This window comes from Acidovorax sp. 62 (assembly GCF_002754495.1).
Taxonomy (GTDB): Bacteria; Pseudomonadota; Gammaproteobacteria; order Burkholderiales; family Burkholderiaceae_C; genus Acidovorax.
In genome coordinates this window covers 1,335,171-1,361,907 of the sequence record NZ_PEFJ01000001.1, presented here as the reverse complement: position 1 = coordinate 1,361,907, position 26,737 = coordinate 1,335,171, and the positions used below count along the sequence as shown (strand labels likewise).

The following is a 26,737-nucleotide window of genomic DNA, read 5'->3' as shown; positions in this document are numbered from 1 at the left end:
CCGACGGAGACGCCCTCACATGATTCGCGCACTGATTTCCTTCACCGCCTTGGCCCTGGCCCTGGGCAGCACCGCGCAGGCCCAGACAGCCGCCTCGGCCCCGGCGGGCGCATACCCCAGCAAGCCCGTGCGCCTGATCGTGCCCTTCCCACCCGGCGGGGGCACCGACATCCTCTCGCGCCTGGTGGCCACCAAGCTCACCGAGCAGGCCAAGTGGACGGTGGTGGCGGACAACAAGGCGGGCGCAGGCGGCACCATCGGCATCACCGAAGCCGTGAAGGCCGCCCCCACCGGCTACGACCTGGTCATGGGCCAGAAGGACAACCTGGTGATCGGCCCCTGGCTGTACAAAAACCTGCCATGGGACCCCACCAAAGACCTGACGGCTGTGGCCCATGTGGCCTACACCCCGGTCATCATCGTGACCAATGCCAACTCCAAATTCAAGACGCTGGCCGATGTGGTGGCCGCCGCAAAGGCCTCGCCAGGCACAGTGACTTACGGATCGCCCGGCAACGGCACCTCCATCCACCTGGCGGGCGATCTGTTTGAAAAGGCAGCAGGCATCAAGCTGAGCCACATCCCCTACAAGGGCTCCAACCCCGCGCTGATGGATGCCCTGGCGGGCAATGTGGACCTGCTGGTGTCATCCCTGCCCTCGGCCATGGGCCAGATCAAATCGGGCAAGCTGCGCCCCCTGGCCGTAACGTCGGCCAAGCGCAGCTCTTCGCTGCCCGACGTGCCCACAGTGGCCGAGTCTGGCTTCAAGGACTTTGATGTGAGCACGTGGTACGGCGTGTTTGCACCCGCAGGCACCCCAGCCGCCGTAGTCACCACGCTCAATACCGAAATCAACAAGCTGCTGGCCACGCCTGACATGAAGGCCGCCATCCAGGCCCAGGGCGCTGAGGCCCAGGCCATGAGCCCTGCCCAGCTGAGCACCTTGCTCAAGAACGACTACACCAAGTGGAAGGGCATCGTGGAGGCCTCTGGCGCAAAGATTGAGTAACCCCCTGAGGTGCTAAGGACCCTTTGCACGAATCGAGCGGAAAGTGTGCGCTGCGGATCGGGATGGGTTGCTAGGCGCAAAGCGCAGCAATAGCCGCAGCTATTGCGAGCATTTGCAACGACGCAGACCGCCCGATGCCGCAGATGCACACGGCGCGGTGATTCGTGCAGAGGATCCTTAAGCCTTCCCCCTGAAGGGGGACGCACCCGGTGGCCTGGCAGAGCCAGTTCCACGGGTGCACTGGTTGGGAGAGTGCGTGCTCTACGATCTGTGGGATGCGCAAGATATGAAATGAAAAATGGCTCCACTCAGGAGCCATTTTGTTTTTCAGCGCATGTTGAGCATGCGCGGCAAGGGGCGGATTGACGGGTCAGTCGCGCACTACCAGCACAGGCACATGCACCAGGCCCAGCACGCGCTGGGTCACGCTGCCCAGCACCAGCTTTTCCAGCCCACGGCGGCCATGCGAGCCCATCACGATCAGGTCGGCGCCGGTGCTTTCCAGCGCACGCACGATGCCTTCGTGCACGGCATGGCCCTCGCCCACCACGGTGGTCACGTTCACGCCCGCTTCGGTCATGGCCTTGCGGGCGGCGTCCAGTGCGGTGTTGGCCTCGGCCGTGGCAGCGCTCAGGTACTGCGCTTGCCCGTAAGCAAAATCAGCCCCCACGCCGGTGAAGGGATAGGGGTCCACCACATACAACGCCGTCACCACGCTGCCAAAGGTCTTGGCCAAAGCCGTGGCCTTGGACACAGCCAGCAGGGAAGTAGCCGAGCCGTCGATGGGAACCAGAATGTGCTTGAACATGGTATTGCTCCTAGGGTGATAGAAATCAGGCGGTGGCCCGAATACAAGCCACAGTGTGAACTGGCACCATACCCTGCATCTTGATTCGCATCAAATTTCGCAGCGAATAGCTGTGCACACCACATCCATTCATTGCGGTGCGTCCACCACATCCGCGCCCTGGAAGTTGCCACGGCGGCAGGTGATGACCAAGGTGTCGCGGTAGGCACCATCGGCCAGGGGCTGGATGGGCGTGCTCTCGTGGATCATGCGGGCATCGTCCAGCAACATCAGCGACCAGGGCTGGGTCAATGTAAAGCGCACACCGCTCGGGCCCGTAGCCTCAAACACGCGGGTCTCACCGCCTTTGACGGCATGCCGGTCCACCAGAAAAACCGCCACCAGGTCCACGCCGTCGCGGTGCGCGCCCTCGGGCGTGGGGCGGCCAATGCCGTCGGTGGTGTCGATGCGAAACTGGTGCGCTTCCAGAAACCAGGGCTCGGCGGCGGGCTCGGCGGCAAACACGGTGTCCGATACGCCAGCCAGGGCCTGCAGCAGCTTGTTCCACACCGGTGCAGCCACGGTGGGGGGCAGCATGGGGGCAAACAGCCGCTGCATGCCGCCATGCAGCGCGTTGTATTCCACCGGCTGCCAGTGCGGGCGATGGGGCGCTTGCTGCACCGCACCGTGGTCTACCACAAAACAGGCGTGGCGGCGGCGGCGATAGCGCCCACCGTCTTTCAAAAAGTCGTCTGGGGGCAGGCCCTGCCAGTCGGGGTTGAGTGCCAGCAGCTCGTGCATATCGCACCCCACCCACGCCGCCACATCGGCCGGGGCCAGCACCGCATAACCGGCGCTGCGCAATTGTTCTGAAACCTGTGAAGGGCGGGTGAACGGCGGGGGGAAGGTGACTTGGGTCATAGAGCGCAAGAGCTTAACTGCAGCGCCACGCCGCTGCGAGGTTGCGTCGCAGAAGACGCACTGCCGACGAGGTAGATCAAAGAAAAAAGCCGCACCCGGTGGCACCGGATGCGGCTTTGGAGAGCCCTTGAAGAAGCCCTTGGGCGAGCGCAGAACGCTTAGACGCGCTCAGCCACCCAGCCCTGCACCGATGCCAAGGCAGCAGGCACCTTGCTGGCGTCTGTACCGCCTGCCATGGCCATGTCAGGCTTGCCGCCGCCCTTGCCACCCACTTGTTGGGCCACAAAGTTCACCAGCTCACCGGCCTTCACTTTGCCAATGCTGTCGGCGGTCACACCTGCAGCCAGTTGCACCTTGTCGCCGTCCACGGCGGCCAGCACGATGGCGGCGGTCTTGAGCTTGTCCTTGAGCTTGTCCATGGTGTCGCGCAAGGTCTTGGCGTCTGCGCCTGGCAGCACGGCCGCCAATACCTTCAGGCCCTTGATGTCCACCGCCTGGGTCAGCAGCTCATCGCCCTGGGCAGAAGCCAGCTTGCCCTTGAGGGCTGCGACTTCCTTTTCCAGGGTGCGGGCGTTTTCCAGCGCCTGGGCAATGCGGGCGTTCAGCTCGGCCACGGGCGACTTGAGGGCGCCAGCGGCTTGATTCACCGTGTCTTCCAGGGTTTGCAGGTAGGCCAGCGCATTGGCACCGGTCACGGCTTCGATGCGGCGCACGCCTGCGGCCACACCACCTTCGGCCACCACCTTGAACAGGCCAATATCGCCCGTGCGCTGCACGTGTGTGCCGCCGCACAGCTCACGGCTGGTGCCGATGTCGAGCACGCGCACTGTCTCGCCGTACTTCTCGCCAAACAGCATCATGGCGCCGGTCTTCTGGGCCGACTCGATGTCCATCACGCGGGCATCGGTGGCCGTGTTGGCCAGGATTTCTTCGTTCACACGGCGCTCGATCTCGCGGATCTCTGCATCGCTCACGGCGGCGTTGTGTGCAAAGTCAAAACGGGTGCGGTCGGCGTTCACCAAGCTGCCCTTTTGCTGCACGTGGCTGCCCAGCACTTCGCGCAGGGCCTTGTGCATGATGTGGGTGACCGAGTGGTTGCGCATGGTGGCGGCGCGCACTGCGGTGTTGACCTGGGCCTGCACCGTGTCGCCCACATTCAGCGTGCCCTCTTCCAGCGTGCCATGGTGGCCGAACACGTCGGCCTTGATCTTGAGCGTGTCGCCCACCGCAAAGCGGGCCGAGCCGCTAGTGATAACGCCCTCATCGCCCACCTGGCCACCGCTTTCGGCGTAGAAAGGCGTCGCGTCGAGCACCACCACACCGTTCTGACCCGCCTTCAGCGCAGCCGTGCTGGTGCCGTCCACGTAGATGGCCACGATCTTGGCCGTCTCGGCCAGGTGCTCATAGCCCGTGAAGCGGTTGGCATCGCCGGTGTACTCCAGCGCCTTGTCCATCTTGAACTTGCCGGCAGCGCGGGCCTGGGCCTTTTGCTTTTCCATGGCGGTCTTGAAACCCGCTTCGTCCACTTCCACGTCGCGCTCGCGGCACACGTCATTGGTCAAATCGAGCGGGAAGCCGTAAGTGTCGTGCAGCTTGAAGGCCACTTCGCCGGGCAGCACCTTGGCACCACCGTCCAGCGCAGCGTCCAGGATTTCCATGCCGTTGGCCAGCGTTTCAAAGAAGCGCTCTTCTTCGGTTTTGAGCACATCGGTGATGCGCTGCTCTTGCTCACGCAGCGCTGGGTAGGCATCGCCCATCAGGCGGGCCAGGTCGGCCACCAGCTTGTGGAAGAACGGCGTCTTCTTGCCCAGCTTGTAGCCGTGGCGGATAGCGCGGCGCACGATGCGGCGCTGCACGTAGCCGCGGCCTTCGTTGCTGGGGATCACCCCGTCGCTCACCAGGAACGCGGTGGCGCGGATGTGGTCGGCAATCACGCGCAGGCTCTTGTTGTCCAGGTCGGTCACACCGGTCTCACGGCCAGCGGCCTTGATGAGCTGATCGAAGATGTCGATTTCGTAGTTGCTGTGCACGTGCTGCAAGATGGCAGCCAGGCGCTCCAGGCCCATGCCAGTGTCCACGCAGGGTGCGGGCAGCGGCGTGACCGAGCCGTCTTCCTTCATGTCGAACTGCATGAACACGTTGTTCCAGATCTCGATGAAGCGGTCGCCGTCTTCGTCAGGGCTGCCCGGAGGGCCGCCAGGGATGTGGTCGCCGTGGTCGTAGAAGATTTCGGAGCAAGGGCCGCAAGGGCCGGTGTCGGCCATCATCCAGAAGTTGTCGGACTTGTAGCGGCCGCCCTTGTTGTCGCCAATGCGGATCACGCGCTCGGGCGGCAGGCCGATTTCCTTGGTCCAGATGTCGTAGGCCTCGTCGTCTTCGAGGTAGACCGTGGCCAGCAGGCGCTCGGGCGGCAGCTTGTAGACCTCGGTCAGCAGCTCCCAGGCCCACTTCAGCGATTCGCGCTTGAAGTAGTCGCCAAACGACCAGTTGCCCAGCATCTCAAAGAAGGTGTGGTGGCGGGCCGTGTAGCCCACGTTTTCCAGATCGTTGTGCTTGCCACCCGCACGCAGGCAGGCTTGCACCGACACAGCGCGGTTGTACGGGCGCTTGTCGGAGCCCAAAAACACGTCCTTGAACTGCACCATGCCGGAGTTGGTGAACATCAGCGTGGGGTCGTTGCCAGGCACCAGCGACGACGATGCCACCACGGTGTGGCCGCGCTCGGCGAAGAAGTCGAGAAACTTGGCGCGGATTTCAGATACTTTCATCCGGGTCTTTCTACGCTGCCTCGGCATGCCGGGAGCGGTTGCGTCTAGGTTGGAAGAGGGGTCGAAACCCTCGATTATCTCACCGTTCGCCTGCCCCATGGCCTGCGCCAGGCACCCCCAGACTGGTCGCCCAGGCCTGCAAAAACCGCTGCCGCTTGAGGGGGTCCAGATAGACCAGCAAACCCAGTCCGGGGGACAAGAGCCGCCAGGCGCTGCCACTGGGCGCAGCCCCTTCCGCCGCAGGCAAGGGGCCGGGCTGGCCCGGCAAGGCCAGGGCACGGCCATCGCGCGCTGCGGCCACGGCCTGGCGCACGGGCAACAGCCGCGTGTCGCGTGCCAGCACGGCCTGCCCCTGGGGTGACAGCAGGTAGTCCAGAAACGGGCGGGCCAGCTCGGGGTGCCGGGCTGAAGCGGGAATGAGCGCCACGCGGGTGGTGAGCAAGGTGTAGTCCTCGGGCACGATCACCCGCAGGCTGGACCCGCCTGCCATGCGCGCCAGGGCATAGGACGCAGGCACGTTGTAGACCAGCGCCAGCTCGCCCTGCTCCAGCCGGTCCAGCAGCGGCTCGATGTGGTCGCCCAGCCGCGCTTTGGATGCCCCAATGGCCGCCAGCAACACGCTGGCCGTGCTGTCAAAGCGCGAGTCTTGCGTGGCCAGCAGGTAGCCCAGGCCGCTGCGCAGGGCATCGTAGGTGCCGATGCGCCCCTGCAGCGGGCTACCGCTTTGGCGCAGCAAAGCCAGCAACTGCCCCCGGGTGCGCGGGGCCAGTGTGGGGTTCAACAGGCGCGGGTTGTAGGCCATGACCACGGCGTCGGCCCCCAGCGTAAATGCTTCACGCCGCCAGTGGGCGCCCTCGGGCAACTCGCGGGTTTGGGGCGACTGGTGGGACAAGGCATACCCGTCGTTGGCCAGCTGGGTCTGCAGGTCGGGGCTGCTGCTGATGAGCAGGTCGGGCGCCTCGGCCACGTCCACCGCCGGGGCCGCTCCCCTGGCCCCAGCCAGTGCCAGGGCGCGGGCATGGATGTCCAGGCTTTGCCGGTCGGTGTATTGCACCGTGACGCTGGGGTACAGGCGCTGAAAATCGCGGATGGCGGGGGCAAACAAGGCCGTGTCGGTGGAGCTGTCGATGCGCAGCACCGATGCCTCGCGGGCCGTGGCGGCAAAGCGGGTCATGACGGCCGGAGGGCTGGTGGATGGCCCGGCAGTCTGCGCCCTGCCCGGCCCCCAGGCCGCGGCCAGCACGGCAGCGGCAGCGGCCCGCAAAGCCTGGCGGCGGGTGGGCGATGTGGTCAATGTGGGCCATGCACGCACCTGGGCCATCGGCGGCAAGTCTTTCAAGGTCATTCCGCCCCCCTCGCATCCATCGCCGCAGGCTCTGGCGCCAAGCCCGGAGCCTTGCCCGTCGCCAAATCCACCGGCAAGGCCATGGCCACACGCCAGCCGCCCTCGGCGCGATGGCCTACCTCCAGGCGCCCACCATGGCCTTGCACCACCCGCTGCACAATCGCGAGCCCCAGCCCGGCACCACCGGGAGCAGCCCCCGCGCCCCGGGCAAAACGCTCAAACAGGCGGGCCTGCTCAGCCTCGGGCACGCCGGGGCCGCAGTCCTCCACCACCACGCACCACTGGGGCTGGCCGCTGGCGGGGTCGGTCTGGCCCTGCACAGTCACATCCACCGGGCCGCGCTCGGGCTGGCCGTGCTTGAGGGCGTTGTCCACCACGTTCTTGAAGGCCTCGCGCAGCATGAGTGCATCGCCCTGCAGCACAGCTGCGGGGTGGCTTGCCAGAGACATTTCCATGATCATTTCGGCATCTAGCGCTCTATCCATAAGCGCTGGCAGCTCATTATTTGATAGCAAAACTTTCTCCTGCGACGCGCTGGAGCGCCACCACAGCCGCACCACAGGCCGGGGTTCGGCACGCGGCACCACGTCGTGCAGGGCCTCTTGCAGCAGCACCAGCAGGTCCACGGCCTCAAACCGCTGCAGGTGGCCCTGGTGGGTCACGCTGGCGTCTGAGAGCAACTGGTTGAGCAAGCGCCGCAGGCGCAGCGCATTGCGCTCCACCGCTTGCAGGCTTTGGCGCTGGGCGGCGGGGTCATCGTCGTCCAGGCCTTCTTGCGCCTGGGCGATGAGCGCGGCCAGCGGCGTGCGCATCTGGTGCGCGGCCTCGGCAATGAAGGTGCGCAAAGCGTCCAGGTTGACCGCCAGGCGCTGCATGAAGCCGTTGAGGGCGCGCACCGTCTGGGCCAGCTCTTGCGGCACGGGGCTGGCCATGGGGTGCAGGGCCGATGCGGGGCGCGCCAGCAGCTCTTGCTCCAGCAGCGCCAGGGGGCGCAGCGCCCGCCGCACGCCCAGCCACAGCAGGCAAAACACGCCCGCCATCAGCGCCACGATGGCCGCCGTGGCGCGCCAGGCGATGTCTGCCGCCAGCGCATCGCGCGCCAGGCGCGTTTGGCCCACCTGCACCCACACCAGGCCAGAGCCCGCACCACCGGCGATGTAACGGGGCACCACGGCAAATCGCACCGATTCGCCCCGGTAGGTCTGGTCAAAAAACTGGGCTTGCGCAGGGCCTGCCTCGCGGGGCAAGCCTGCCGGGGGCGCGGGCAAATCGGGATAGCCCGTCAGGGTGCTGCCATCGGGCCCGGCAATGCGATAGAAGGCCCGGTCTTCCGGGGCCATGGCCAACAAGTCAAGGGCGGCATAGGGCAAATCCACCTGCCACTGCCCCTGGGCAAACGCCACGCTGTCGGCCATCGACAAGGCGGATGCCTTGAGCAAATGGTCGTAAGACCCATCGGCCGCCCGCTGGCCATAGCTGCGCGCCGCGCCAAACAACACCACCGTGGCCACCACAAACAGCGCGCAAATGGCGCGCAGCAGGGTGTGACGCACGGCAGGCAGCGTGCGCACGGCAGCGGGTTGCAAAGCCTCAGGCACCATGCGGGGGCTGTTGAGGCGCCACTGCGGCATCGGCCGCAGCGTTATGAGCCACGGCATCGGCCGCAACGGGAAGGTCCGCTGCATCGGCAGCAACGGAAGGGGCCGCTGCATCGGCCACAGCCTCTTGGGGCACCACATCGGCCCGGTAGCCCACGCTGCGCACGGTGGCAATGCGCAGGCCGCTGGCGACCAGCTTTTTGCGCAGGCGGCCCACGTACACCTCGATGGCGTTCAGCCCCACGTCTTCGTCAAAGTTGAACAGGCGGCTGGCGATGTCGTCCTTGCTGACCACGCGGCCCAGGCGCCCCACCAGGATTTCGAGCAGGCTGTATTCGCGGTGCGGCAGCTCCAGCTCGGCCCCCAGCAGGCTCACCCGGCGCGCTGCGCTGTCAATGACCAGGCCGCCCACCTCCCAGCGCCCGGCCACCTGGCCTTGCGGGCGGCGCAGCAAGGCGCGGCAGCGGGCGTCCAGCTCCCTGAAATCGAAGGGCTTGTCCAGGTAGTCGTCCGCCCCCTCGTCCAGCGCATTCACCCGGTCTTCGATGTCCGAGCGCGCGGTGAGCATCAGCACCGGGGTCTTGTTGCCCTGCCTGCGCAGCTGGGCCAGCAGGCTCAGCCCGTCCATGCCCGGCAGGCCGATGTCCAGCAGCACCAGATCAAACGGCGTGTAGCCCAGCACCTCATAGGCCTTGCGCCCATCGCCCTGCCAGTCCACCGCATGGCCCTGGCGCCGCAAACGGCGCACCACGGCCTCGGCCAGATCGGGGTCGTCTTCTACCAGCAGGATGCGCATTTCAAACCTTCTCCCGCACGCAGATGCGGTTGCCATCAACAAAAAACCAGCGACCGACAGTCGACAAACCACCGGGCCAAAGCCCCGTATTGTTCCACGCACCGATGCGGTGCAAGGGTTTACCCTATTAGTAAATACACGAAACCCCTGCACCACGACAGGCGCACGACAGAGTGGAAATCTAAGGTTCACCCCCTGTGGCGAGCACCGTTCATGCCCCGTGCATGCATGCCCGGCCACAGCACCAAAAAAGGGCGGGAAACCAGCCACAGCCCTCTTCTCGTTTTGAACGGAACCCCATGACACCCACACGGAGACCCCTGCCATGCTGCTGACCTTGCTTGGATTCGGCATGGTGCTGACCTTCATGATTCTGATCATGACCCGGCGGCTTTCGCCCCTGGTGGCCTTGATCAGCATCCCCATCGTGTTTGCCATCATCGGCGGCTTTGCCCCCACCATGGGGGCCATGATGCTCGACGGCATCCGCAAGATCGCCCCCACGGGCGTGATGCTGATGTTCGCCATCCTGTACTTCGGCGTGATGATCCACGCGGGCCTGTTCGACCCGGTGGTGGGCGTCATCCTCAAGCTGGTCAAGGGCGATCCGCTCAAGATCGTGGTGGGCACAGCGGTGCTGGCACTGCTGATCTCGCTGGACGGCGATGGCTCGACCACCTACATGATCACCGTGGCCTCGATGCTGCCGCTGTACAAGCGGCTCAAGATGAACCCGCTGAGCCTCACCTGCGTGGCCGTGGTGGCCAGCGGCATCATGAACCTCACGCCCTGGGGCGGCCCCACCGCCCGCGCCGCCAGCGCACTGCATGTGGACCCGGCTGATGTCTTCGTGCCCATGGTTCCGGCCATGGGGCTGGCCATCGTGGCGCTGCTGGCTGTCTCCGTTTACCTGGGCCTGCGCGAGCGCCAGCGGCTGGGTACTGTGAGCCTGCCGCTGCAAAGCGACACCCGCGCCGCCATGGAGGCCGATGAAGAAGCCACCGGCGAGCACCTGCCCACTATCACAGGCCCGGAGAACGCAGACATGCGCCGCCCCCGCCTGCTGTGGGTGAACCTGGGCCTGACCACCGCGCTGATGGTGACGCTGGTCATGGGCCTGCTGCCCTTGCCCGTGCTGTTCATGATGGGCTTTGCCGTGGCCATCGTCATCAACTACCCCGACGTGGCCGACCAGCGCAAGGTGGTGAGCGAATACGCGACCAACGCACTGGCCGTGGTGGCGCTGATTTTTGCAGCGGGCATCTTCACCGGCATCCTGTCAGGCACCGGCATGGTCGAGGCCATGTCGCGCGGGCTGCTGGCGGCCATTCCCAAGAGCATGGGGCCGTATATGCCCACCATCACGGCGCTCTTGAGCATGCCGCTCACGTTCTTCATGTCCAACGATGCGTTCTACTTTGGCGTGCTCCCCATCTTGAACGAAGCCGCACAGGCCTACGGCATCAGCCCCGTGGAGATGGCCCGCGCTTCGCTGATCGGCCAGCCCGTGCACTTGCTAAGCCCACTGGTGCCATCGACCTACCTGCTGGTGTCACTGGCGGGTGTGGACTTTGGCGACCACCAACGCTTCAGCCTCAAATGGGCCACGGTGGTGAGCCTGGCGCTCATGGGGGCGTGCCTGCTGCTGGGGCTGTTCCCGCTCATGGGGCAACTTACTGCAACCCCTTGACGCGCTGAGCAGTCAAAAGAGGAAGGACATGGCCCAGGCGCAGGGCCATGTGGACCACCCAGCGCCCGCTGCGCCAGCCTACTGCGCAGCCTGGCGCGCGCGCACCATGCTCTGGTCCAGAAAGCTCCACAGCCGCTCGTCCAGGCTAAAGGCCACGTTAAAGCGCAACCAGCCCGTGGGGCGCGATTCGGTCAGAAAGAGCTGGCCCGGCCCGAGCATGATGCCCGCGCCCGTGGCCTCCTTCGACAGCTCGGCACTGTCGGGCAAATCGGGGTGGCGTGCCCACAGGTACATGCCCGCTTCGGGTTCATGAAACAGCTCAAAGCCCAGCCCGTCGAGCTTGCGGCCCACTTGCTGGTGCGCCTCGGCCAGCCGCTCGCGCAGCGACTTCAGGTGCTTGCGCCAGCGCCCATCGGTCACCACACCAAAGGTCAGGCGCTCGGTGATTTCTGACGAAGTCAGGCCCGACACCATCTTCAGCTGCACCAGCTCGTCCAGCAAATCGCGCCGGGCCAACAAAAAGCCCGTGCGCAGGTTGGGCGAAATGGTCTTGGAATAGCTGCCCACGTACACCACACGGTTGAGCTGGTCCAGGCTGGCCAGCGAGGGGCGCGAGGTCGGGTCCATGTCGGCGTAGATGTCGTTCTCCACCAGCATAAAGTCGTGCTGCTCTGCCAACTGCAACAGGCGGTGCAGGTGCGCCATCGAGGCCACCGAGCAGGTGGGGCTTTGCAGGCGCGGCTGGGTGAAGAAAGCCTTGGGCTTGTGCTCGGCCAGCAAGGCCTCCAGCGCCACCAGGTCGTAGCCCGAAGCCGTGCGCGGCACGCCCAGCGTGTGCGCGCCGGCAAAGCGCAGCATGAAGGTCAGATTGGGGTAACCGGGGTCGTCCACCAGCACCACATCACCAGGCTTGACCAGTTTGCGCGCCACCAGGTCCAGCGCCTGGCTGGAGCCCTGGGTCAGCATCACCTGGTCTGCGTCCACCGACAGGTGGTGCTCTGCCAGCGATTCGGCCACCACCATGCGCAGGGCCATGTGGCCGTGGGGCAGCCCGTAGCCGTCCAGCTCAGGCCCGTCGGAGGAAAGCTGGCGCATGCTGCGGCGTACCGCGTCGCCGAACAACCAGTCGTGTGGCAGCCAGCCGCAGCCGGGTTTGAGCGGCAGGTTGCGGTTTTCAAAAATTTGCTTGAGGTACCAGCGCGCATCAAAACGGGGCACCGGGCGCTCCAGCCCGCCCCCTGCCGGTGCAGCGCCCTCGTCCCCACGCCGCTTGACGAAAAACCCCGCATTGGCCCGCGACACCAGCCAGCCCTGGGCCACCAGCCGGTCGTAAGCCTCCACCACCGTGAACACACTGACGCCGTGCGACGCCGCAAACGCGCGGATGGAGGGAAGTTTGCTGCCCGGCTTGAGCACCTGACCCACGATAAGGCCACGCAGCCCATCGACGATCTGGCTGACCAGAGGTGTCTGGAGGTCTGGGCTGAGAGTGAGCATCAAGCGATCAAAGAGAAGAGCCGACGAAAAAAGGGGGCGAATTGTGCACCGTGTTGGCGCACACCAAATCAGGGATTGCCTGTACAGCATTTTAGACCTGCACAGTCCGCGCCAATTTGCGCTGCGGTGTACATGGACGGTGGGTGGCGCGGCTTTCAGAATTCACCCCATTCCCTCATCACCCACTTTTCACCAAGCCGCTGACACCATGCAACAAGACCGCCACTTCACCAACGCCGCCCTCCTCGCCCGCCGCCATGCCGCTGTGGCCAGGGGCGTGGGCCAGGCCCACGAGATCTTTGTGCACAAGGCCCGCAACGCCGAGCTGTGGGACGTGGAGGGTCGCCGCTTCATCGACTTTGCAGGTGGGATTGCCGTGCTCAACACCGGCCACCTGCACGCTGGCGTGATCGACGCGGTGAAAGCCCAGTTGGAGCTGTACACCCACACCTGCTTCCAGGTAGTGGCCTATGAGCCCTATGTGGAAGTGTGCGAGCGCCTAAACACACTGGCCCCCGGCGCGTTTGCCAAGAAGAGCCTGCTGCTCACCACGGGCGCCGAGGCCGTGGAAAACGCCATCAAGATCGCCCGCTCGCACACCGGCCGCCCCGGCGTCATCGCCTTCACAGGCGGCTACCACGGCCGCACCAACTTCACGCTGGGCCTGACCGGCAAGGTCGCGCCCTACAAGCTGGGCTTTGGCCCCTTCCCGGGCGAGGTGTACCACGCACTGTTCCCCAACGCGCTGCACGGCGTGAGCGTGGAGCAGGCGCTGCAATCGGTGGAGCTGATCTTCAAGAACGACATCGAGCCCGAACGCGTGGCGGCCTTCATCGTCGAGCCCGTGCAGGGCGAAGGCGGCTTCTATGTGGCCCCCCCCGAGTTCATCACCGGCCTCAAGGCGCTTGCAGACCGTTACGGGATCTTGCTGATTGCTGACGAAGTGCAAACCGGCGCAGGCCGCACGGGCACGTGGTTTGCTTGTGAGCAATGGCCTGTGGCCCCGGACCTGATCACCACCGCCAAATCGCTGGCAGGCGGCTTCCCGCTCTCGGGCGTGGTGGGCCGCGCCGACGTGATCGACGCACCTGCAGCTGGCGGCCTGGGCGGCACCTACGCCGGCAGCCCCGTGGCCTGCGCTGCAGCCCTGGCGGTGATCGAAGCCTTTGAAAAGGAACACCTGCTGGCCCGCAGCCAGGACATGGGCGCCCTGCTGGTGCGCAGCCTCAAGGACATGGCCGCCAAGGTGCCTGCCATTGGCGACGTGCGCGGCCTGGGCGCCATGGTGGCCATTGAACTGTTTGAAAACGGAGACCCGCACCGCCCCGACGCAGCCCTGACCAAGAAGGTCGTGACCGAAGCCGCCAAGCGTGGCCTCATCCTGCTGTCGTGCGGCACCTACGGCAACGTGATCCGTATCCTCGTGCCTCTGACGGCCTCTGACGAACTGCTCGCCGAAGGCCTGGCCATCCTGGCCGACAGCTTTGCCGCTGTGGGCTGACCCATCCCCCGTTTGAACGCATCCCCCTCACCATGACCCACGCAGAACCCCTCGTCCGCTTCAGCGGCGTGCAAAAGACCTACGACGGCGAACAGCTGGTGGTGCGCGCGCTGAACCTGGACATCCAGCGCGGCGAGTTCCTGAGCCTGCTGGGGCCTTCGGGCTCTGGCAAGACCACCACGCTGATGATGCTGGCGGGGTTTGAATCGCCCACCTCGGGCGACATCCTGCTCGGCGGCAAACAGATCACCGGCACGCCGCCGCACAAGCGCAACTTTGGCATGGTGTTCCAGAACTACGCACTGTTCCCCCACCTGACGGTGGGCGAGAACGTGGCCTACCCGCTGACGGTGCGCAAGGTGCCCAAGGCAGAGCAGGCCGAGCGCGTGAAGAAGGCACTGGACATGGTGCGCCTGTCGGGCATGGCCGACCGGCTGCCCACCCGCCTGTCGGGCGGCCAGCAGCAGCGCGTGGCCCTGGCCCGCGCCCTGGTCTTCAATCCCCAGCTGGTGCTGATGGACGAGCCCCTGGGTGCGCTCGACAAGCAACTGCGCGAGCACATGCAGATTGAGCTCAAAGAGCTGCACCGCCAGTTGGGCGTGACCTTTGTGTACGTGACGCACGACCAGGGTGAAGCCCTGACCATGAGCGACCGCGTGGCCGTATTCAACGAGGGCATCATCCAGCAACTGGCCGATGTAGAAAGCCTGTACGAGACCCCCAGCAACCGCTTTGTGGCCGGCTTTGTGGGCGACAGCACCGTGCTCACCGGCACGCTGCAAAGCCAAGGCGAACAAGCCGGGCTGCAGCTGCCCAGCGGCCAGTGGCTGCAAGGGGTGAACGTGAACCAGGCCCTGCAAGGCGCAGCGGTGGAAGCCAGCATCCGCCCCGAGCGCATCGTGCTGCACCCACCCGGCGCCAGCAAGGGCCCCAACACCGTGCCCGCCACCGTGGCACGCGCCATCTACTACGGCGACCACCTGCGGCTGATGTGCGACATCGGCCCCGGGCAGGCCCAAGCCACCGTCAAGCTGCCCCTGACCCGTGCCGATGCCAACCCGCATCCCCAGCCCGGCGAGCAGGTGCAGCTGGAGTTCCCCCCGGTCTCCACCCGCATCTATGCACTCTGACGAGCGCATGGTTTTTCCCCGTCTCCCGTTCCCTGTCCACCTCCTTCTATCTCAAGGAAAACGCACCATGAAAAAGAGCCTGATTGCCTGTGCCGCACTGGCCGCCTGCTTCGCCCTGCCCAGCCTGGCGCAGCAGCAGATCACCGTCGTGAACTTTGGTGGCGCCAACGCCAACGCACAGAAAAAGGCGTTTTACGAGCCCTATGAAAAGCAGGGCAACAAGATCGTGGCCGTGGAATACAACGGCGAGCAAGCCAAGGTCAAGGCCATGGTCGAAACCAAGAAGGTGACCTGGGACGTGGTGGAAGTCGAATCGCCCGACGCCGCACGCGGCTGCGATGAAGGCCTGTATGAAAAGCTGGACTACAGCAAGATCGTGCCCAAGGCCGACCTGCTGCCCGCTGCGGTGAACGAATGTGCCGTGGGCATCTTCGTGTGGTCCACCGTGATGGCCTACAACGGCGACAAGCTCAAGACCCCGCCCACCAGCTGGGCTGACTTTTGGGACACCAAGAAGATCCCAGGCAAGCGCGGCATGCGCAAGGGCGCCCGCTACAACCTCGAATTTGCCCTGCTGGCCGATGGAGTGAAGCCCGCCGACGTGTACAAGGTGCTGGCCACCAAGGAAGGTGCCGACCGCGCCTTCAAGAAGCTGACGGAACTCAAGCCCAACATCCAGTGGTGGGAGGCCGGTGCCCAGGCGCCCCAGTTCCTGGTCGCAGGCGATGTGGCGCTGACCACCGTGTTCAACGGCCGCATCGATGCAGCCAACCGCGAAGGCCGCAACCTCAAGATCTACTGGCCCGGCGGCATCTATGACCTGGACTACTGGGCCATCCCCAAGGGCACGCCCAACAAGGATGCCGCAGTGAAGTTCATCGCCTTCACGCTGCAGACCCCACAACAGGGCGCCTACGCACAGAACATCGCCTACGGCCCAGCCAACACCAAGGCCCTGGCCACGCTGGACAAGAAGGTGCTGGACGACCTGCCCACATCGACCGCCAACGCCAGAGAAGCCCTGCAGTTCAGCGTGGGCTTCTGGGCGGACCAAGGCGAGGCGCTGGAAAAGCGCTTTGCCGCCTGGGCCACGCAGTAAGGCACCCAGCCTGCGCCTGCTGAGCGGAAGTCTTCGGCCACCACGGGCCGTTGAACCAGCGCAGCAGGCGCAGGCCCTGTTATCGGAACGCAGAGAGCAAGACACCATGCAAGCCACCCTGGCCTCCCCTCCCCTCAGTGCACCTTCTGGTGAAGCCCCGGGCGCCTTGCGCCAGGCCTTGGCCCGTGCAGAAGCTCGGCGCAAATGGCGCGCCTTTGCGCTGACACTGCCGCTGTTGGTGTTCCTGCTGCTCACGCTGCTGGTGCCCATCGTGGCACTGCTGCAACGCGCCGTGGAAAACCCCGAGGTAGCCAACGCCCTGCCCGCCACCGTGCGCGCCCTGGACGGCTGGGACCGCAAGGAAGCCCCCGCAGCCAATGCCTATGCCGCACTGATAGCAGACCTGGGCCACCTGCCCGACAGCTCGGACGCCGGGGCCCTGGCCCGCAGGCTCAACACCGATCTGCCCGGCGCACGCTCGCTCATCATGGGGGCCTACCGTGCTTTGCCGATGGAGGGCAACCCCGACGCCATCCGTGCCCAGTTGATTGAAAAAGACGCCCGCTGGGCCGAAGCCCCACTGTGGCAAGCCATTGCCAAAAACGGCGCCCGCTGGACGCCCGACTACCTGCTCGCCTCTGTCGACCTGCAGCGCGACGCGCAAGGCCAAGTCGAGCGCATGCCCGAAGAGCAACGTGCCTTTGGCGGCATCTTGCTGCGCACCTTCCACATCAGCCTGGTGGTCACCGTGATTTGCCTGCTACTGGCCTACCCGCTGGCCTGGTGGCTGGCCACGCTGCCTGCGCGCTCGGCCAATGTGCTGATGATTCTGGTGCTGGTGCCGTTCTGGACGTCCATCCTTGTGCGGGTGGCCGCCTGGATCGTGCTGCTGCAGTCTGAAGGTCTGGTCAACCGGGGGCTGATGGGCCTGGGCGTCATCAACGAGCCCCTGGCACTGCTGTTCAACCGCACGGGCGTGGTGATTGCCATGGTGCACATCCTGCTGCCCTTCATGATTTTGCCGCTGTACAGCGTGATGAAAAGCGTGCCGCCCACCTACCTGCGTGCGGCCGTTTCGCTGGGCAGCTCGCCCATCGCCGCATTCTTTCGCGTGTATGTGCCGCAAACCTACCCCGGCGTGGGGGCGGGTGCGCTGCTGGTGTTCATTTTGTCGATTGGCTACTACGTCACCCCGGCCCTGCTGGGCGGTGCCGACGACCAGATGCTGAGCTACTACATCGCCCGCTACACCAATGTGGAAATCAACTGGGGCATGGCCTGCGCACTGGGCGCGCTGCTGCTCACCGCCACGCTGCTGCTGTATGGCGTGTACCGCCGCATCGGCAAGGCCGAGCTCAGCCTAGGCTGAACGAGACCTGAGCAATACCCGCGCTGAATAAAGGCCCTGACCATGTTTCGCCTCCCCCAATTTCCCCTCTACGCTACCTGGCTCGACAAGCTCGGCTGGTGGGCCGTGCGCGCGCTGTGTGTGGCAGTGCTGGCCTATCTGCTGGCCCCTATCCTGGTGATGGTGCCGCTGTCGTTCTCCGAGAGTTCGTTCCTGGCCTACCCCATCCACGGCTGGTCGCTCAAGTGGTACCAGCATCTGTTCGAATCGCCCGAATGGGCCCGCGCCACGCGCAACAGCTTTATCGTGGCCCCAGCCGCTACGCTGATTGCCACAGTGCTGGGCACGCTGGCGGCCGTGGGTCTATCGCGGTCGGACTTCCGCTTCAAGGGCCTGATCATGGGCATCCTGATTGCACCGATGGTGGTACCCATCATCGTGGTGGGCGTAGCCACCTACCTGTACTTTGCACCGCTGGGCCTGGCCGACAGCTACTTTGGTCTCATCGTGGTGCACGCCGCCCTGGGGGCCCCTTTTGTGCTGACCACCGTGCTGGCCACGCTGGCGGGCTTCAACCACAACCTGGTGCGCGCCTCCCTGAGCCTGGGCGAGACGCCGTTCAACACCTTCTTTCGCATCACGCTGCCGGTGATTGCACCGGGCGTGATCTCTGGGGCGCTGTTCGCGTTTGCCACCTCGTTCGACGAAGTGGTGGTGACCCTGTTCCTGGCTGGTGCCGACCAATCCACCCTGCCGCGGCAGATGTTCAATGGCATCCGCGAAAACATCTCGCCCACCATTGCGGCAGTGGCCACGCTCTTGATCCTGTTCACCACCGGCCTGCTGCTGGCGCTGGAGTGGCTGCGCGGACGACGTGGATGATGGTCCCCTGAGTCGCTTGACGGGCTCGGCGGCAACGCGCGCTAGCCTTTTTCCCCAACCCCCACCCATTTTTTCTTCACCCGGACGTATCCCATGGACATGAAGACCTCCCCCCTTTCGCTGCTCAACGACCCCAGCCTGTTCAAGACCGACGCCTTGGTCAACGGCCAGTGGCTAGCAGGCAGCAGCCGCTTTGATGTGAACGACCCCGCCACCGGCCTGAAGCTGGCCGATGTGGCCAACCTGGGCCCGCAAGACGCCGAGGCCGCCATTGCCGCCGCCAACGCGGCCTGGGGCCCCTGGAAGACCAAGACCGCCAAGGAGCGCAGCGCCATCTTGCGCAAATGGTTTGACCTGCTCATGGCCCACCAGGACGACCTGGCGCGCATCATGACCGCCGAGCAAGGCAAACCGTTTGCCGAAGCCAAGGGTGAAGTGGCCTACGGCGCCAGCTTTGTGGAGTGGTTTGCCGAAGAAGCCAAGCGCGTCAACGGCGAGACGCTGCCGCAGTTTGACAACAACCGGCGCCTGCTGGTCCTCAAGCAGCCCATTGGTGTGTGCGCGGCCATCACGCCGTGGAACTTTCCGCTGGCCATGATCACCCGCAAAGTCGCGCCCGCACTGGCCGCAGGCTGCCCCGTGGTCATCAAGCCGGCCGAGCTGACGCCGCTTACGGCCCTGGCGGCGGCCGAGCTGGCGATTCGTGCAGGCATCCCGGCGGGGGTGCTCAACATCCTGAGCGCCGACAGTGCCAACTCGATTGCCATCGGCAAGGTACTCTGCGCCAGCGACGTGGTGCGCCACATCAGCTTCACAGGCTCAACCGAAGTGGGCCGCATCCTGATGGCGCAGTCGGCCCCCACCGTCAAGAAAATGTCGCTGGAGCTGGGCGGCAATGCGCCCTTCATCGTGTTTGATGATGCAGACATCGACAGCGCCGTGGAAGGCGCCTTTGCCAGCAAGTACCGCAACGCAGGCCAGACCTGCGTGTGCACCAACCGCTTCTACGTGCAAGAAGGCGTGTACGACCAGTTTGTCGCCAAGTTTGCCGCCAAGGTGAAGACCGCCAAGGTAGGCAACGGCTTTGAAGACGGCGTGAACCAGGGCCCGCTGATCGAAGAAGCAGCGCTTGAAAAGGTGCAGCGCCATGTGGACGACGCATTGGTCAAGGGCGGCCAGGTGGTGGCCGGTGGCAAGCGCTTGACCCAAATGGGCTCGGGCCAGTTCTTTGAGCCCACCGTGGTGGCCAACGCCACGGCCGACATGCTGTGCGCGCGCGAAGAAACCTTTGGCCCCTTCGCCCCTGTCTTCAAATTCAAGACCGAGCAAGAAGCCATCGACGCCGCCAACGCCACCGAGTTTGGACTGGCCAGCTACTTCTACAGCCGCGATGTGGGCCGCATCTTCCGTGTGGGCGAAGCGCTGGAGTACGGCATGGTCGGCATCAACGTGGGCATCCTGGCGACCGAGCATGTGCCGTTTGGCGGCGTCAAACAATCCGGCCTGGGGCGCGAGGGCTCGCACTACGGCATGGACGACTACGTGGAGATCAAGTACCTGTGCTTGGGCGACATCCAGAAATAAGGCTGGCGCGCAGCGCCTGAGGCGCCTGATCGGTAGGCGCCGCAGACATGCCTATAATGGAGTGCTGTGCGGGTGTAGTTCAATGGTAGAACGGCAGCTTCCCAAGCTTCATACGAGGGTTCGATTCCCTTCACCCGCTCCAACAGATTCCCCAAAATTCCGATGAAGCCTGATGTGCCCCGCGCCATCAGGCTTTTTTGTTGGTGCCTCCATCAACGCCAAAGCCCTCTGCCCAGACCACGCTTTGGCATGCCCATGCAGGTATGCACAAACCGTCTATGCATAGCCCATCTTGTTCCTTGGCGATGCCGGGGCTGCGGCTTACATTGGAAACACATGGACGGCGGCAAGCCACTGCGCTGCTCACGCAGCAGCTGGCCACAACCCATGTGCTTTTTGGTAGGGGGTAAAACTTTGCAGCCCGCTTCGTGCGGGCTGTTTTTTTGCGTGGGTGGGCGTGTGCGGTTTCGCGTGGATCAGCCCAGGCCTGAGGCAATGCCGCTCAAGACTTGTTGCCCAACTGGGCTGCGTAGTTGGTGGCAATGATTTGTGCGATGCCCAGCACCTCGGCCCGCGAAGCCTCGACTCCCGGAAAGACTTCCTTGGCCAGGCTCTGCGCCTCGCGGATTTGCGCGGTGGCCAGGGTGCACGCGTTGTACAGGCCGCGCGCCAGGGTGATGTTCGGGTCTTGGCTCATGGTGTCTCTCCGTCAAATGGACCACCAGTATGGCGCAGCCAGGCGCCCGGCATCGGTGCGTTGACGGTGTTTTGCAACACCCCAACCGGGCCCCTCAAAACCCTGGCAACGACTGCGTTTCGCCCCAGTGCGCGCCTTCAATCTGCAGCATGCGCAGCTTGGTCTGGGCCCCACCGTTGGCGGAAAAGCCCCCGGCATGGAACCCCGCAGCCAGCACCCGGTGGCAAGGCACCACGGGCGCAAAGGGATTCAGGCCCAGGGCTTGCCCCACGGCGCGTGCCAAACCTTTGCCGCCCAGCGCCTGTGCCATGTCGCCATAGGTGCGCACCTGCCCCGGTGCAATGGCCCGCGTGAGGGCGTACACGCGCTGGTGAAACTCCGACAGGTGCGCCATGTCCAGCCGCACCTCGCACAAATCCAGCGGCTGGCCTTGCAGCAGCGCCTGGATGCCTTGGATGGCCGCAGCCGCTTCTGCCGTGGGCGCCGCCGCATCGCACGGGCAGCTGGCGCGCAGCAGCCGGGCCACGGTGGCGGCATCGTCCACCTCGGGCAGTTGCACGGCACGCAAGCCCGCTGCGCCCCAGGCCAGCGCGCAGCGGCCTAAAGCAGTGTCAAACAAGGCGTAACCCAGGGCAGGATTCACCGCATTGCACCCCATCGCATTGCTATTACATTTATAGCTTCCAGCGCTTTTACATCAAGCGCTAGCGGCACATTGAATGCACAAAACACCTAACCACTGGATCAACCGCCGCTGCGCAAGGCTGCGCGCAGCTGGGCGCCCACCTCGGGCTTGCCCGCAAAGGGGTCGGTGGGGTTGCGGCCCAGCACGATGTCTTCCATGCGCGTCTGCACCGAGGCCAGGGCCTTGGGGTGGCTGTAGATGTAGAACTGGCCCTGGGCTGCGGCGTCAAACACCTTTTGCGCCACCTCGGCCGCCGTCACCTTGCCACTGCCCACGGCCTTGTCGCTCATGGCCTGGCCGATGAGCTGGCTCTGGGTGGGCTTGTCGGCCGCCAGCTCGCCGGGGCGGTTGCGGTGACTCTGGTTGATGCCCGTGGGCACAAAAAACGGGCACAGCACGCTGGCGCTGACCTGGTCGGTGACCAGCGACAAATCCTGGTACAGCGTCTCTGACAGCGCCACCACGGCGTGCTTGCTCACGTTGTAAATGCCCATGTTGGGGGCGTCGAGCAAGCCCGCCATGCTGGCGGTGTTGACGATGTGGCCACGCCAGGCTGGGTCGGCCTGCGCAGCGGCCAGCATCATGGGCGTGAACAGGCGCACGCCATGCACCACGCCCCACAGGTTCACGCCCAGCACCCACTCCCAGTCCTTGACGGAGTTCTCCCACACCAAGCCGCCCGCGCCCACGCCCGCGTTGTTGAAGACCAGATGCGGGGCGCCAAAGCGCTGCAGCACGTCTGCGGCCAGTTGCTCCATCTGGGCGGCGTTGGACACATCGACCTTGCGGGCCAGCACCTGGGCGCCTGCGGCCTGCATCTCGGCCGCGGCAGCGTCCAGCGCGTCTTGCTGCACATCGACCAGCACCAGGTTCATGCCCAGGCGGGCGCCAATGCGGGCGCATTCCAGCCCAAAGCCCGAGCCTGCGCCGGTGAGGACGGCGGTCTTGCCTGCAAAGTTGTCGATCATGTTTTGTCTCCTTGAAATCGTTGGTATCTACAGCGTCGGTCGAAACTGGCGGGGCCTGGGCCAGAGACGCCGAGCAAGGGCCTGGCCGGCCGCGCCGCCCCGCAGCGAGGGCGTCGTCCCCCTTCCCGAATTGCACCAGCAATTCGAGAGAAGGGGGGAAGCGGCGCAGCCGCTCAGGGGGATGCTCTTAAAACATAACCAATGCGCGGAAAGTGCACATGCACCACCCCTGCACGCGGGTCAGTACGGCGCAGGGTGTAGCGGGTGCGCGTGGCCGCGATCAGCTCGCCCTCGGTCACTTCCAGGCCAAAGCTCTCGGCAGCGATGTGCACCTGGGAGCCCAGGGCAATGCCGTGCTCGTCCTGAAACACATCGTCCAGCAGCGGCAAGGGCTCGGCCCCGGCGGCCACAGTGATCGCATCCGCCGCACTGAACTTCTCCATGCGGCCCTGGCCAAGGGCTTCGATGCGGTCCATCCATTCGAGCACGGCGGGTGTGGCGTTGAAGATGTCGTCCATCAGCGGCACCACGCGGCGCGTGAACCACAGCGGGTGGTAGGCGGCAAAGTCGGCAACGCAGGGCTCGGCGCCAAACAAAAAGTCGTGCTCCTCGGCCATGTGGGCGATGCGGCGCAGGTACGAGCGGTAGGCGGCGGTGGCGTCCTGCGGGCGCTGGCGCTGCATGCCCGCACCCATCGCCTTGCGGTCTTCGGTAAAGGCCTGGGCAGCCGCTGGAGGCAGGTTGGCAAACAGCATGGCCGCGCCCTTGGGCTGCAGGTTGTAAGCCATAGACGCCCAGAACAGCGTGGTATCGGCCCACTGCGCAAACACACGCGCCACGCCCTTGAGGTGCGGCGGGTACAGCACGGGCTCGGGCTGGGTGTGCTCCAGCACGTCACAGATCAGGGCGGTGTCGCAGTAAATGTCGGCCCCCACCTGCAGCACCGGCGTTTTGCGATACCCGCCCGTCAGCGCCACCAGATCCGGCTTGGGGCTGACGCTGGGGATGATGACGGACTTCCAGGCCAGTTGCTTGAAGCCCAGCACCGAACGGATCTTCTGCGCGAAGGGCGAGGTGGGGTAGTGGTGAAGGATCAGGGCAGACATGGTGAACGCTCCTTGGCAACAAACGCAACAAAACCACCGCAGTGCCCGCGAATGCGGGGCTTAGATGTCTGCGTGCACCGCAGGCGGGCTGTACAGCATCTCAATGTGCGGGATGTCATCTTCCAGGTACTCATCCGACACGGCAACAAAACCCAGGCTGCCGTAAAAGCGCTGCAGGTGCGCCTGTGCGCTGATGCGCACCGCCCTGCCCGGCCACACCTGCTGGCAACGGGCCAGCCCCTCGGCCACCAGCGCACGGCCTGTTCCATTGCCACGGGCTTCCTTCGCAGTCACCACGCGGCCAATCGAGGGCTCGGCGTAGTTCACGCCCGGGTCTGCCACACGCAGGCAAGCCCGCAGCGCACCGGCGGCGTCGTAGCCCAGCAGGTGCCACGACTGCTTGTCGGCCCCATCAGGGTCCTGATAGGGGCCCTGCTCCAGGATGAACACCTTGCAGCGCAGGGCCAGCGCATCGTGCAGCGCGTGCACGCCCAGGTCGTCAAAGCGGGCCCAGGTCCAGCTCAACTTCATTGCGGCGCTCCCCCGTGCTCTTCATGGGGCACGCACTGCGCAACTGGCGCGGCCCAGGCCAGTGCCGCCGTGCAAGGGCCGCCCCGCCGCAGGGGCGGCGTCCCCCTGGAGGGGGAAGACGCAAAGCGGCTCAGGGGGTGCCTCATACCAGCTTGACCAGTTGCTTGCCAAAGTTCTTGCCTTTGAGCAGACCCAAGAACGCCTCGGGCGCGGCGGCAATGCCCTGGGCAACCGTCTCACGCGGGCGCAGTTTGCCGGTGCCCACCAGCGTGCCCAGTTCCTTCAACGCCTCGGGCCACACTTCCATGTGTTCGCTCACGATAAAGCCTTCGACCTTCATGCGGTTAATCAGCATGAGCGCGGGGTTGGCCATGGGCAGCGGTGCGCCGTCGTAGCCCGCGATCATGCCGCACAAGGCGATGCGGCTGAAGGCGTTCATGCGCAGCATCACGGCGTCCATGATCCAGCCGCCCACGTTTTCAAAGTAGCCATCGATGCCATTGGGACAGGCTTCTTTCAGCGCCTTGGACATGGCTTTCACGTCGCCATGCACCTTGTAGTCAATGCAGGCGTCAAAGCCCAGCTCGCTCACCGCGTACTGGCATTTGTCCACGCCCCCGGCAATGCCCACCACGCGGCAGCCACGGGCCTTGGCCAGCGCGGCAAAGGCGCTGCCCACGGCGCCGGTGGCGGCGCTCACCACCACGGTGTCGCCCTCCTTGGGCGCGATGATCTTGACCAGGCCGTACCAGGCCGTCACGCCAGGCATGCCCACTGCGCCCAAGTAGTGCGACAGCGGCACATGGGTCGTATCGACCTTGCGCAGCGCGCCGGGTTGCTCGGCATTGACCACGCTGTACTCTTGCCAGCCGCCCATGCCCACCACCTTGTCTCCCACGGCGTACTTGGGGTTCTGGCTCTCCACCACCTCACCCACCGTGCCGCCAATCATCACTTCGCCCAGCGCCTGCGATGCGGCGTAGCTCTTGCTCTCGTTCATGCGCCCGCGCATGTAGGGGTCCAGGCTCAGGTAGTGGTGGCGCACCAGCACATGGCCGGGCTGCAGCGCGGGGGTGTCGGTGGCGACAAGCTTGAAGTTGCTGGCAACGGCCTCGCCCTGGGGGCGGTTGTCCAAAACGATCTGCTGGTTGCGTGGCATGGAAACACTCCTCAAACACTATTAAAAAGATAGCTGCTAGCGCTTATATTGATTGCGCCAGAAGCCTATTTGACTCAAAACGTCAATCCGTAGAGATGACCTTGAGGCCGTTGACGCTGCGCCCATCCACCGGCAGGCGCTTGACGTACTTGAAGGTACCCGTGGCATGGCTGCACACCCGGCCTTGCCCGTCGTACACGGTGCCCTCGGTGAAGGCCATGGTGGCGGTGCGGTGGATCAACCGCCCCTTGGCCACCAGCGGGCCCCGTGCGGGCTGCATGAAGCTGGTCTTCATCTCGATGGTGACCACGCCCATCTCCGGTGTCTCGCTGCGCGCGGCCGTGGCCATGGTCACGTCCAGCAGCGTCATCGAGGCGCCGCCGTGCGTCACGTCAAACGAGTTCAGGTGCTCGGGCTTGGCCTCGTAGTGCAGCTCAGACTCGCCGCCTTCCATGCGGTGCAACGTAAAGCCAAGGTGGCTGACAAAGGGGATTTCAACGCCGAATTTCAGCAAAGTATTTCCTCAAGGGTGAAGCGGATAAAACCGGCGCGGCCCAGGCCTGCGACCGCCGCGCAAGGGCCTACGCCGGCCGCACCGCCCCGCCGAGCTGGCGGTGTCCCCCTTCCCGGCGCAGCCGAGAGAAGGGGGAAAGCGCAAAGCGCCTCAGGGGGTTGTACTTTATCTCTAGCCGCCCGTCACTACGCTCACGCCGCCGTCCACCGCCAGCCACTGGCCGGTGATGTGCTTGGCGGCGTCCGACGCATACAGCACGCACAGGCCCTTGAGGTCTTCATCATCACCCAGGCGGCCCAGGGGGGCGCCTGCCTTCAGGGCTTCTTCGCCCAAGGCTTTGAGCGTGCCCACCGTCATCTTGCTGGGGAAGAAGCCGGGGCAGATGGCATTGACGCGGATGTTGTACTTGCCCCATTCGGCCGCCAGCGCGCGGGTGAAGTTGATGACCGCGCCCTTGGAGGTGTTGTAGGCAATGGTGTTCATACCGCTGGGGTTGCCGCCCAGGCCCGCAATGGACGCCACGTTGATGATGCTGCCTTGTTTTCGGGCGATCATGCTGTGCTTGGCAATGTGCTGGCTCAGGATGAAATAGCCGCGCACGTTCAGGTTCATCACCTTGTCCCAGGCGTCCACGGGGTGGTCTTCAGCGGGCGAGCCCCAAGCCGCCCCCGCGTTGTTCACGAGGATGTCCACATGGCCGCCCAGGCGGCGGATGGCTTCGTCGGCCAGGCTGCGGATGTCGGCCTCGTTGGCGCAGTCGGCGGCAATCCATTGCGCATCAATGCCCGCGGCTTTGAGCTCGGAGGCGGCCTCTTCCAGGTCCGACGCCTTGCGCGAGCTGAGCAGCACCTTGGCGCCCGCTTCGCCCAGCGCGTGGGCCAGTTGCAGGCCCAGGCCGCGCGAGCCGCCGGTGACCAGGGCGGTCTTGCCCTTGAGGTCAAAAAGTTGCTGGATGGTGCGATGGGTCATGGTGTGTCTCCTTGGGTATGCAAACGAATCGGGCAAACAGGCACGGCAAACAGGGAATGGGCGCCGATGGCGGTGCCACCTTTTTGGCGGTTGCCGCACATTGTGGTGAAGCGGGCCGCGCAGCCATGTCGCCTGCGCGATCCTGCGGCGTGC

At 65.2% G+C, this 26,737-nt stretch carries 23 protein-coding genes and 1 tRNA gene; 9 read left to right on the top strand and 15 right to left on the bottom strand.

The annotated features are described in order from the left end of the window. Positions 1-19: 19 nt before the first annotated feature. Positions 20-1,009, top strand: coding sequence for a tripartite tricarboxylate transporter substrate binding protein (locus tag CLU86_RS06080; RefSeq protein WP_099655288.1), 990 nt, complete (start codon positions 20-22; stop codon positions 1,007-1,009). Positions 1,010-1,379: 370 nt separating this feature from the next. Here the strand turns inward: CLU86_RS06080 and CLU86_RS06075 are convergent, their stop codons facing one another. From CLU86_RS06075 to CLU86_RS06050, 6 genes are all read right to left on the bottom strand, one after another. Then, complete coding sequence (locus tag CLU86_RS06075; RefSeq protein WP_099655287.1) at positions 1,380-1,817, bottom strand: universal stress protein; 438 nt, start codon at positions 1,815-1,817, stop codon at positions 1,380-1,382. A gap of 129 nt (positions 1,818-1,946) precedes the next feature. Next, a complete protein-coding gene (locus CLU86_RS06070) occupies positions 1,947-2,717 on the bottom strand; it encodes a 2OG-Fe dioxygenase family protein (RefSeq protein ID WP_099741005.1) in 771 nt (256 codons plus the stop codon). A 158-nt stretch (positions 2,718-2,875) separates the two neighbouring features. Further along, positions 2,876-5,485, bottom strand: a complete 2,610-nt coding sequence (alaS, locus tag CLU86_RS06065) for an alanine--tRNA ligase (protein WP_099741004.1) — start codon at positions 5,483-5,485, stop codon at positions 2,876-2,878. Between the two features lie 79 nt (positions 5,486-5,564). Further along, entirely contained in the window at positions 5,565-6,830 is a 1,266-nt protein-coding gene (locus tag CLU86_RS06060; protein ID WP_199175097.1) for an ABC transporter substrate-binding protein, read from the bottom strand. Continuing rightward, a complete protein-coding gene (locus tag CLU86_RS06055) occupies positions 6,827-8,488 on the bottom strand; it encodes a sensor histidine kinase (protein WP_199175096.1) in 1,662 nt (553 codons plus the stop codon). The genes CLU86_RS06060 and CLU86_RS06055 overlap by 4 nt, the downstream gene beginning before the upstream one ends. Further along, on the bottom strand, positions 8,421-9,224 hold the full coding sequence (locus CLU86_RS06050; RefSeq protein WP_099655283.1) for a response regulator transcription factor: 804 nt from the start codon (positions 9,222-9,224) through the stop codon (positions 8,421-8,423). The genes CLU86_RS06055 and CLU86_RS06050 overlap by 68 nt, the downstream gene beginning before the upstream one ends. 325 nt (positions 9,225-9,549) lie before the next feature. Between CLU86_RS06050 and CLU86_RS06045 the strand changes: the two genes are divergently transcribed. Then, entirely contained in the window at positions 9,550-10,914 is a 1,365-nt protein-coding gene (locus CLU86_RS06045) for a CitMHS family transporter (protein ID WP_099655282.1), read from the top strand. Positions 10,915-10,992: 78 nt separating this feature from the next. Here CLU86_RS06045 and CLU86_RS06040 read toward each other — a convergent pair whose 3' ends face one another. After that, the gene (locus CLU86_RS06040; RefSeq protein ID WP_099655281.1) at positions 10,993-12,411 is read right to left on the bottom strand and encodes a PLP-dependent aminotransferase family protein; all 1,419 of its coding nucleotides are present in this window, start codon (positions 12,409-12,411) and stop codon (positions 10,993-10,995) included. Positions 12,412-12,619: 208 nt separating this feature from the next. Between CLU86_RS06040 and gabT the strand changes: the two genes are divergently transcribed. From gabT to CLU86_RS06005, 7 genes are all read left to right on the top strand, one after another. Further along, positions 12,620-13,912 carry a 4-aminobutyrate--2-oxoglutarate transaminase gene (gabT, locus tag CLU86_RS06035; protein WP_099741003.1) on the top strand — a complete coding sequence of 431 codons (1,293 nt, stop codon included), beginning with the start codon at positions 12,620-12,622 and terminating at the stop codon, positions 13,910-13,912. A 32-nt stretch (positions 13,913-13,944) separates the two neighbouring features. Beyond that, positions 13,945-15,042, top strand: a complete 1,098-nt coding sequence (locus CLU86_RS06030) for an ABC transporter ATP-binding protein (protein WP_099741002.1) — start codon at positions 13,945-13,947, stop codon at positions 15,040-15,042. 67 nt (positions 15,043-15,109) lie between these two features. After that, positions 15,110-16,141 carry an ABC transporter substrate-binding protein gene (locus CLU86_RS06025; RefSeq protein WP_099741001.1) on the top strand — a complete coding sequence of 344 codons (1,032 nt, stop codon included), beginning with the start codon at positions 15,110-15,112 and terminating at the stop codon, positions 16,139-16,141. A gap of 106 nt (positions 16,142-16,247) precedes the next feature. Then, on the top strand, positions 16,248-17,510 hold the full coding sequence (locus CLU86_RS06020) for an ABC transporter permease (protein ID WP_099741000.1): 1,263 nt from the start codon (positions 16,248-16,250) through the stop codon (positions 17,508-17,510). 42 nt (positions 17,511-17,552) lie between these two features. After that, positions 17,553-18,371 carry an ABC transporter permease gene (locus CLU86_RS06015; RefSeq protein ID WP_099740999.1) on the top strand — a complete coding sequence of 273 codons (819 nt, stop codon included), beginning with the start codon at positions 17,553-17,555 and terminating at the stop codon, positions 18,369-18,371. 93 nt (positions 18,372-18,464) lie between these two features. Then, entirely contained in the window at positions 18,465-19,955 is a 1,491-nt protein-coding gene (locus CLU86_RS06010) for an NAD-dependent succinate-semialdehyde dehydrogenase (protein WP_099740998.1), read from the top strand. Between the two features lie 68 nt (positions 19,956-20,023). Further along, positions 20,024-20,097: transfer RNA gene (locus tag CLU86_RS06005), tRNA-Gly, on the top strand. A 360-nt stretch (positions 20,098-20,457) separates the two neighbouring features. Here CLU86_RS06005 and CLU86_RS06000 read toward each other — a convergent pair. From CLU86_RS06000 to CLU86_RS05965, 8 genes are all read right to left on the bottom strand, one after another. Next, positions 20,458-20,652, bottom strand: a complete 195-nt coding sequence (locus CLU86_RS06000) for a hypothetical protein (RefSeq protein WP_099740997.1) — start codon at positions 20,650-20,652, stop codon at positions 20,458-20,460. A 94-nt stretch (positions 20,653-20,746) separates the two neighbouring features. Continuing rightward, a complete protein-coding gene (locus tag CLU86_RS05995) occupies positions 20,747-21,295 on the bottom strand; it encodes an MGMT family protein (RefSeq protein WP_233194829.1) in 549 nt (182 codons plus the stop codon). A 101-nt stretch (positions 21,296-21,396) separates the two neighbouring features. Continuing rightward, entirely contained in the window at positions 21,397-22,305 is a 909-nt protein-coding gene (locus CLU86_RS05990) for an SDR family oxidoreductase (protein ID WP_099655272.1), read from the bottom strand. Positions 22,306-22,478: 173 nt separating this feature from the next. Continuing rightward, positions 22,479-23,411, bottom strand: coding sequence for a glutathione S-transferase family protein (locus tag CLU86_RS05985; RefSeq protein ID WP_099740995.1), 933 nt, complete (start codon positions 23,409-23,411; stop codon positions 22,479-22,481). 60 nt (positions 23,412-23,471) lie between these two features. Further along, positions 23,472-23,942, bottom strand: coding sequence for a GNAT family N-acetyltransferase (locus CLU86_RS05980; protein ID WP_099740994.1), 471 nt, complete (start codon positions 23,940-23,942; stop codon positions 23,472-23,474). A 142-nt stretch (positions 23,943-24,084) separates the two neighbouring features. Next, positions 24,085-25,101, bottom strand: a complete 1,017-nt coding sequence (locus CLU86_RS05975; RefSeq protein WP_099655269.1) for an NADP-dependent oxidoreductase — start codon at positions 25,099-25,101, stop codon at positions 24,085-24,087. Between the two features lie 82 nt (positions 25,102-25,183). Then, positions 25,184-25,615, bottom strand: a complete 432-nt coding sequence (locus CLU86_RS05970) for a PaaI family thioesterase (protein ID WP_099740993.1) — start codon at positions 25,613-25,615, stop codon at positions 25,184-25,186. A gap of 171 nt (positions 25,616-25,786) precedes the next feature. Next, complete coding sequence (locus CLU86_RS05965) at positions 25,787-26,584, bottom strand: SDR family oxidoreductase (protein ID WP_099740992.1); 798 nt, start codon at positions 26,582-26,584, stop codon at positions 25,787-25,789. Positions 26,585-26,737: the final 153 nt, after the last annotated feature.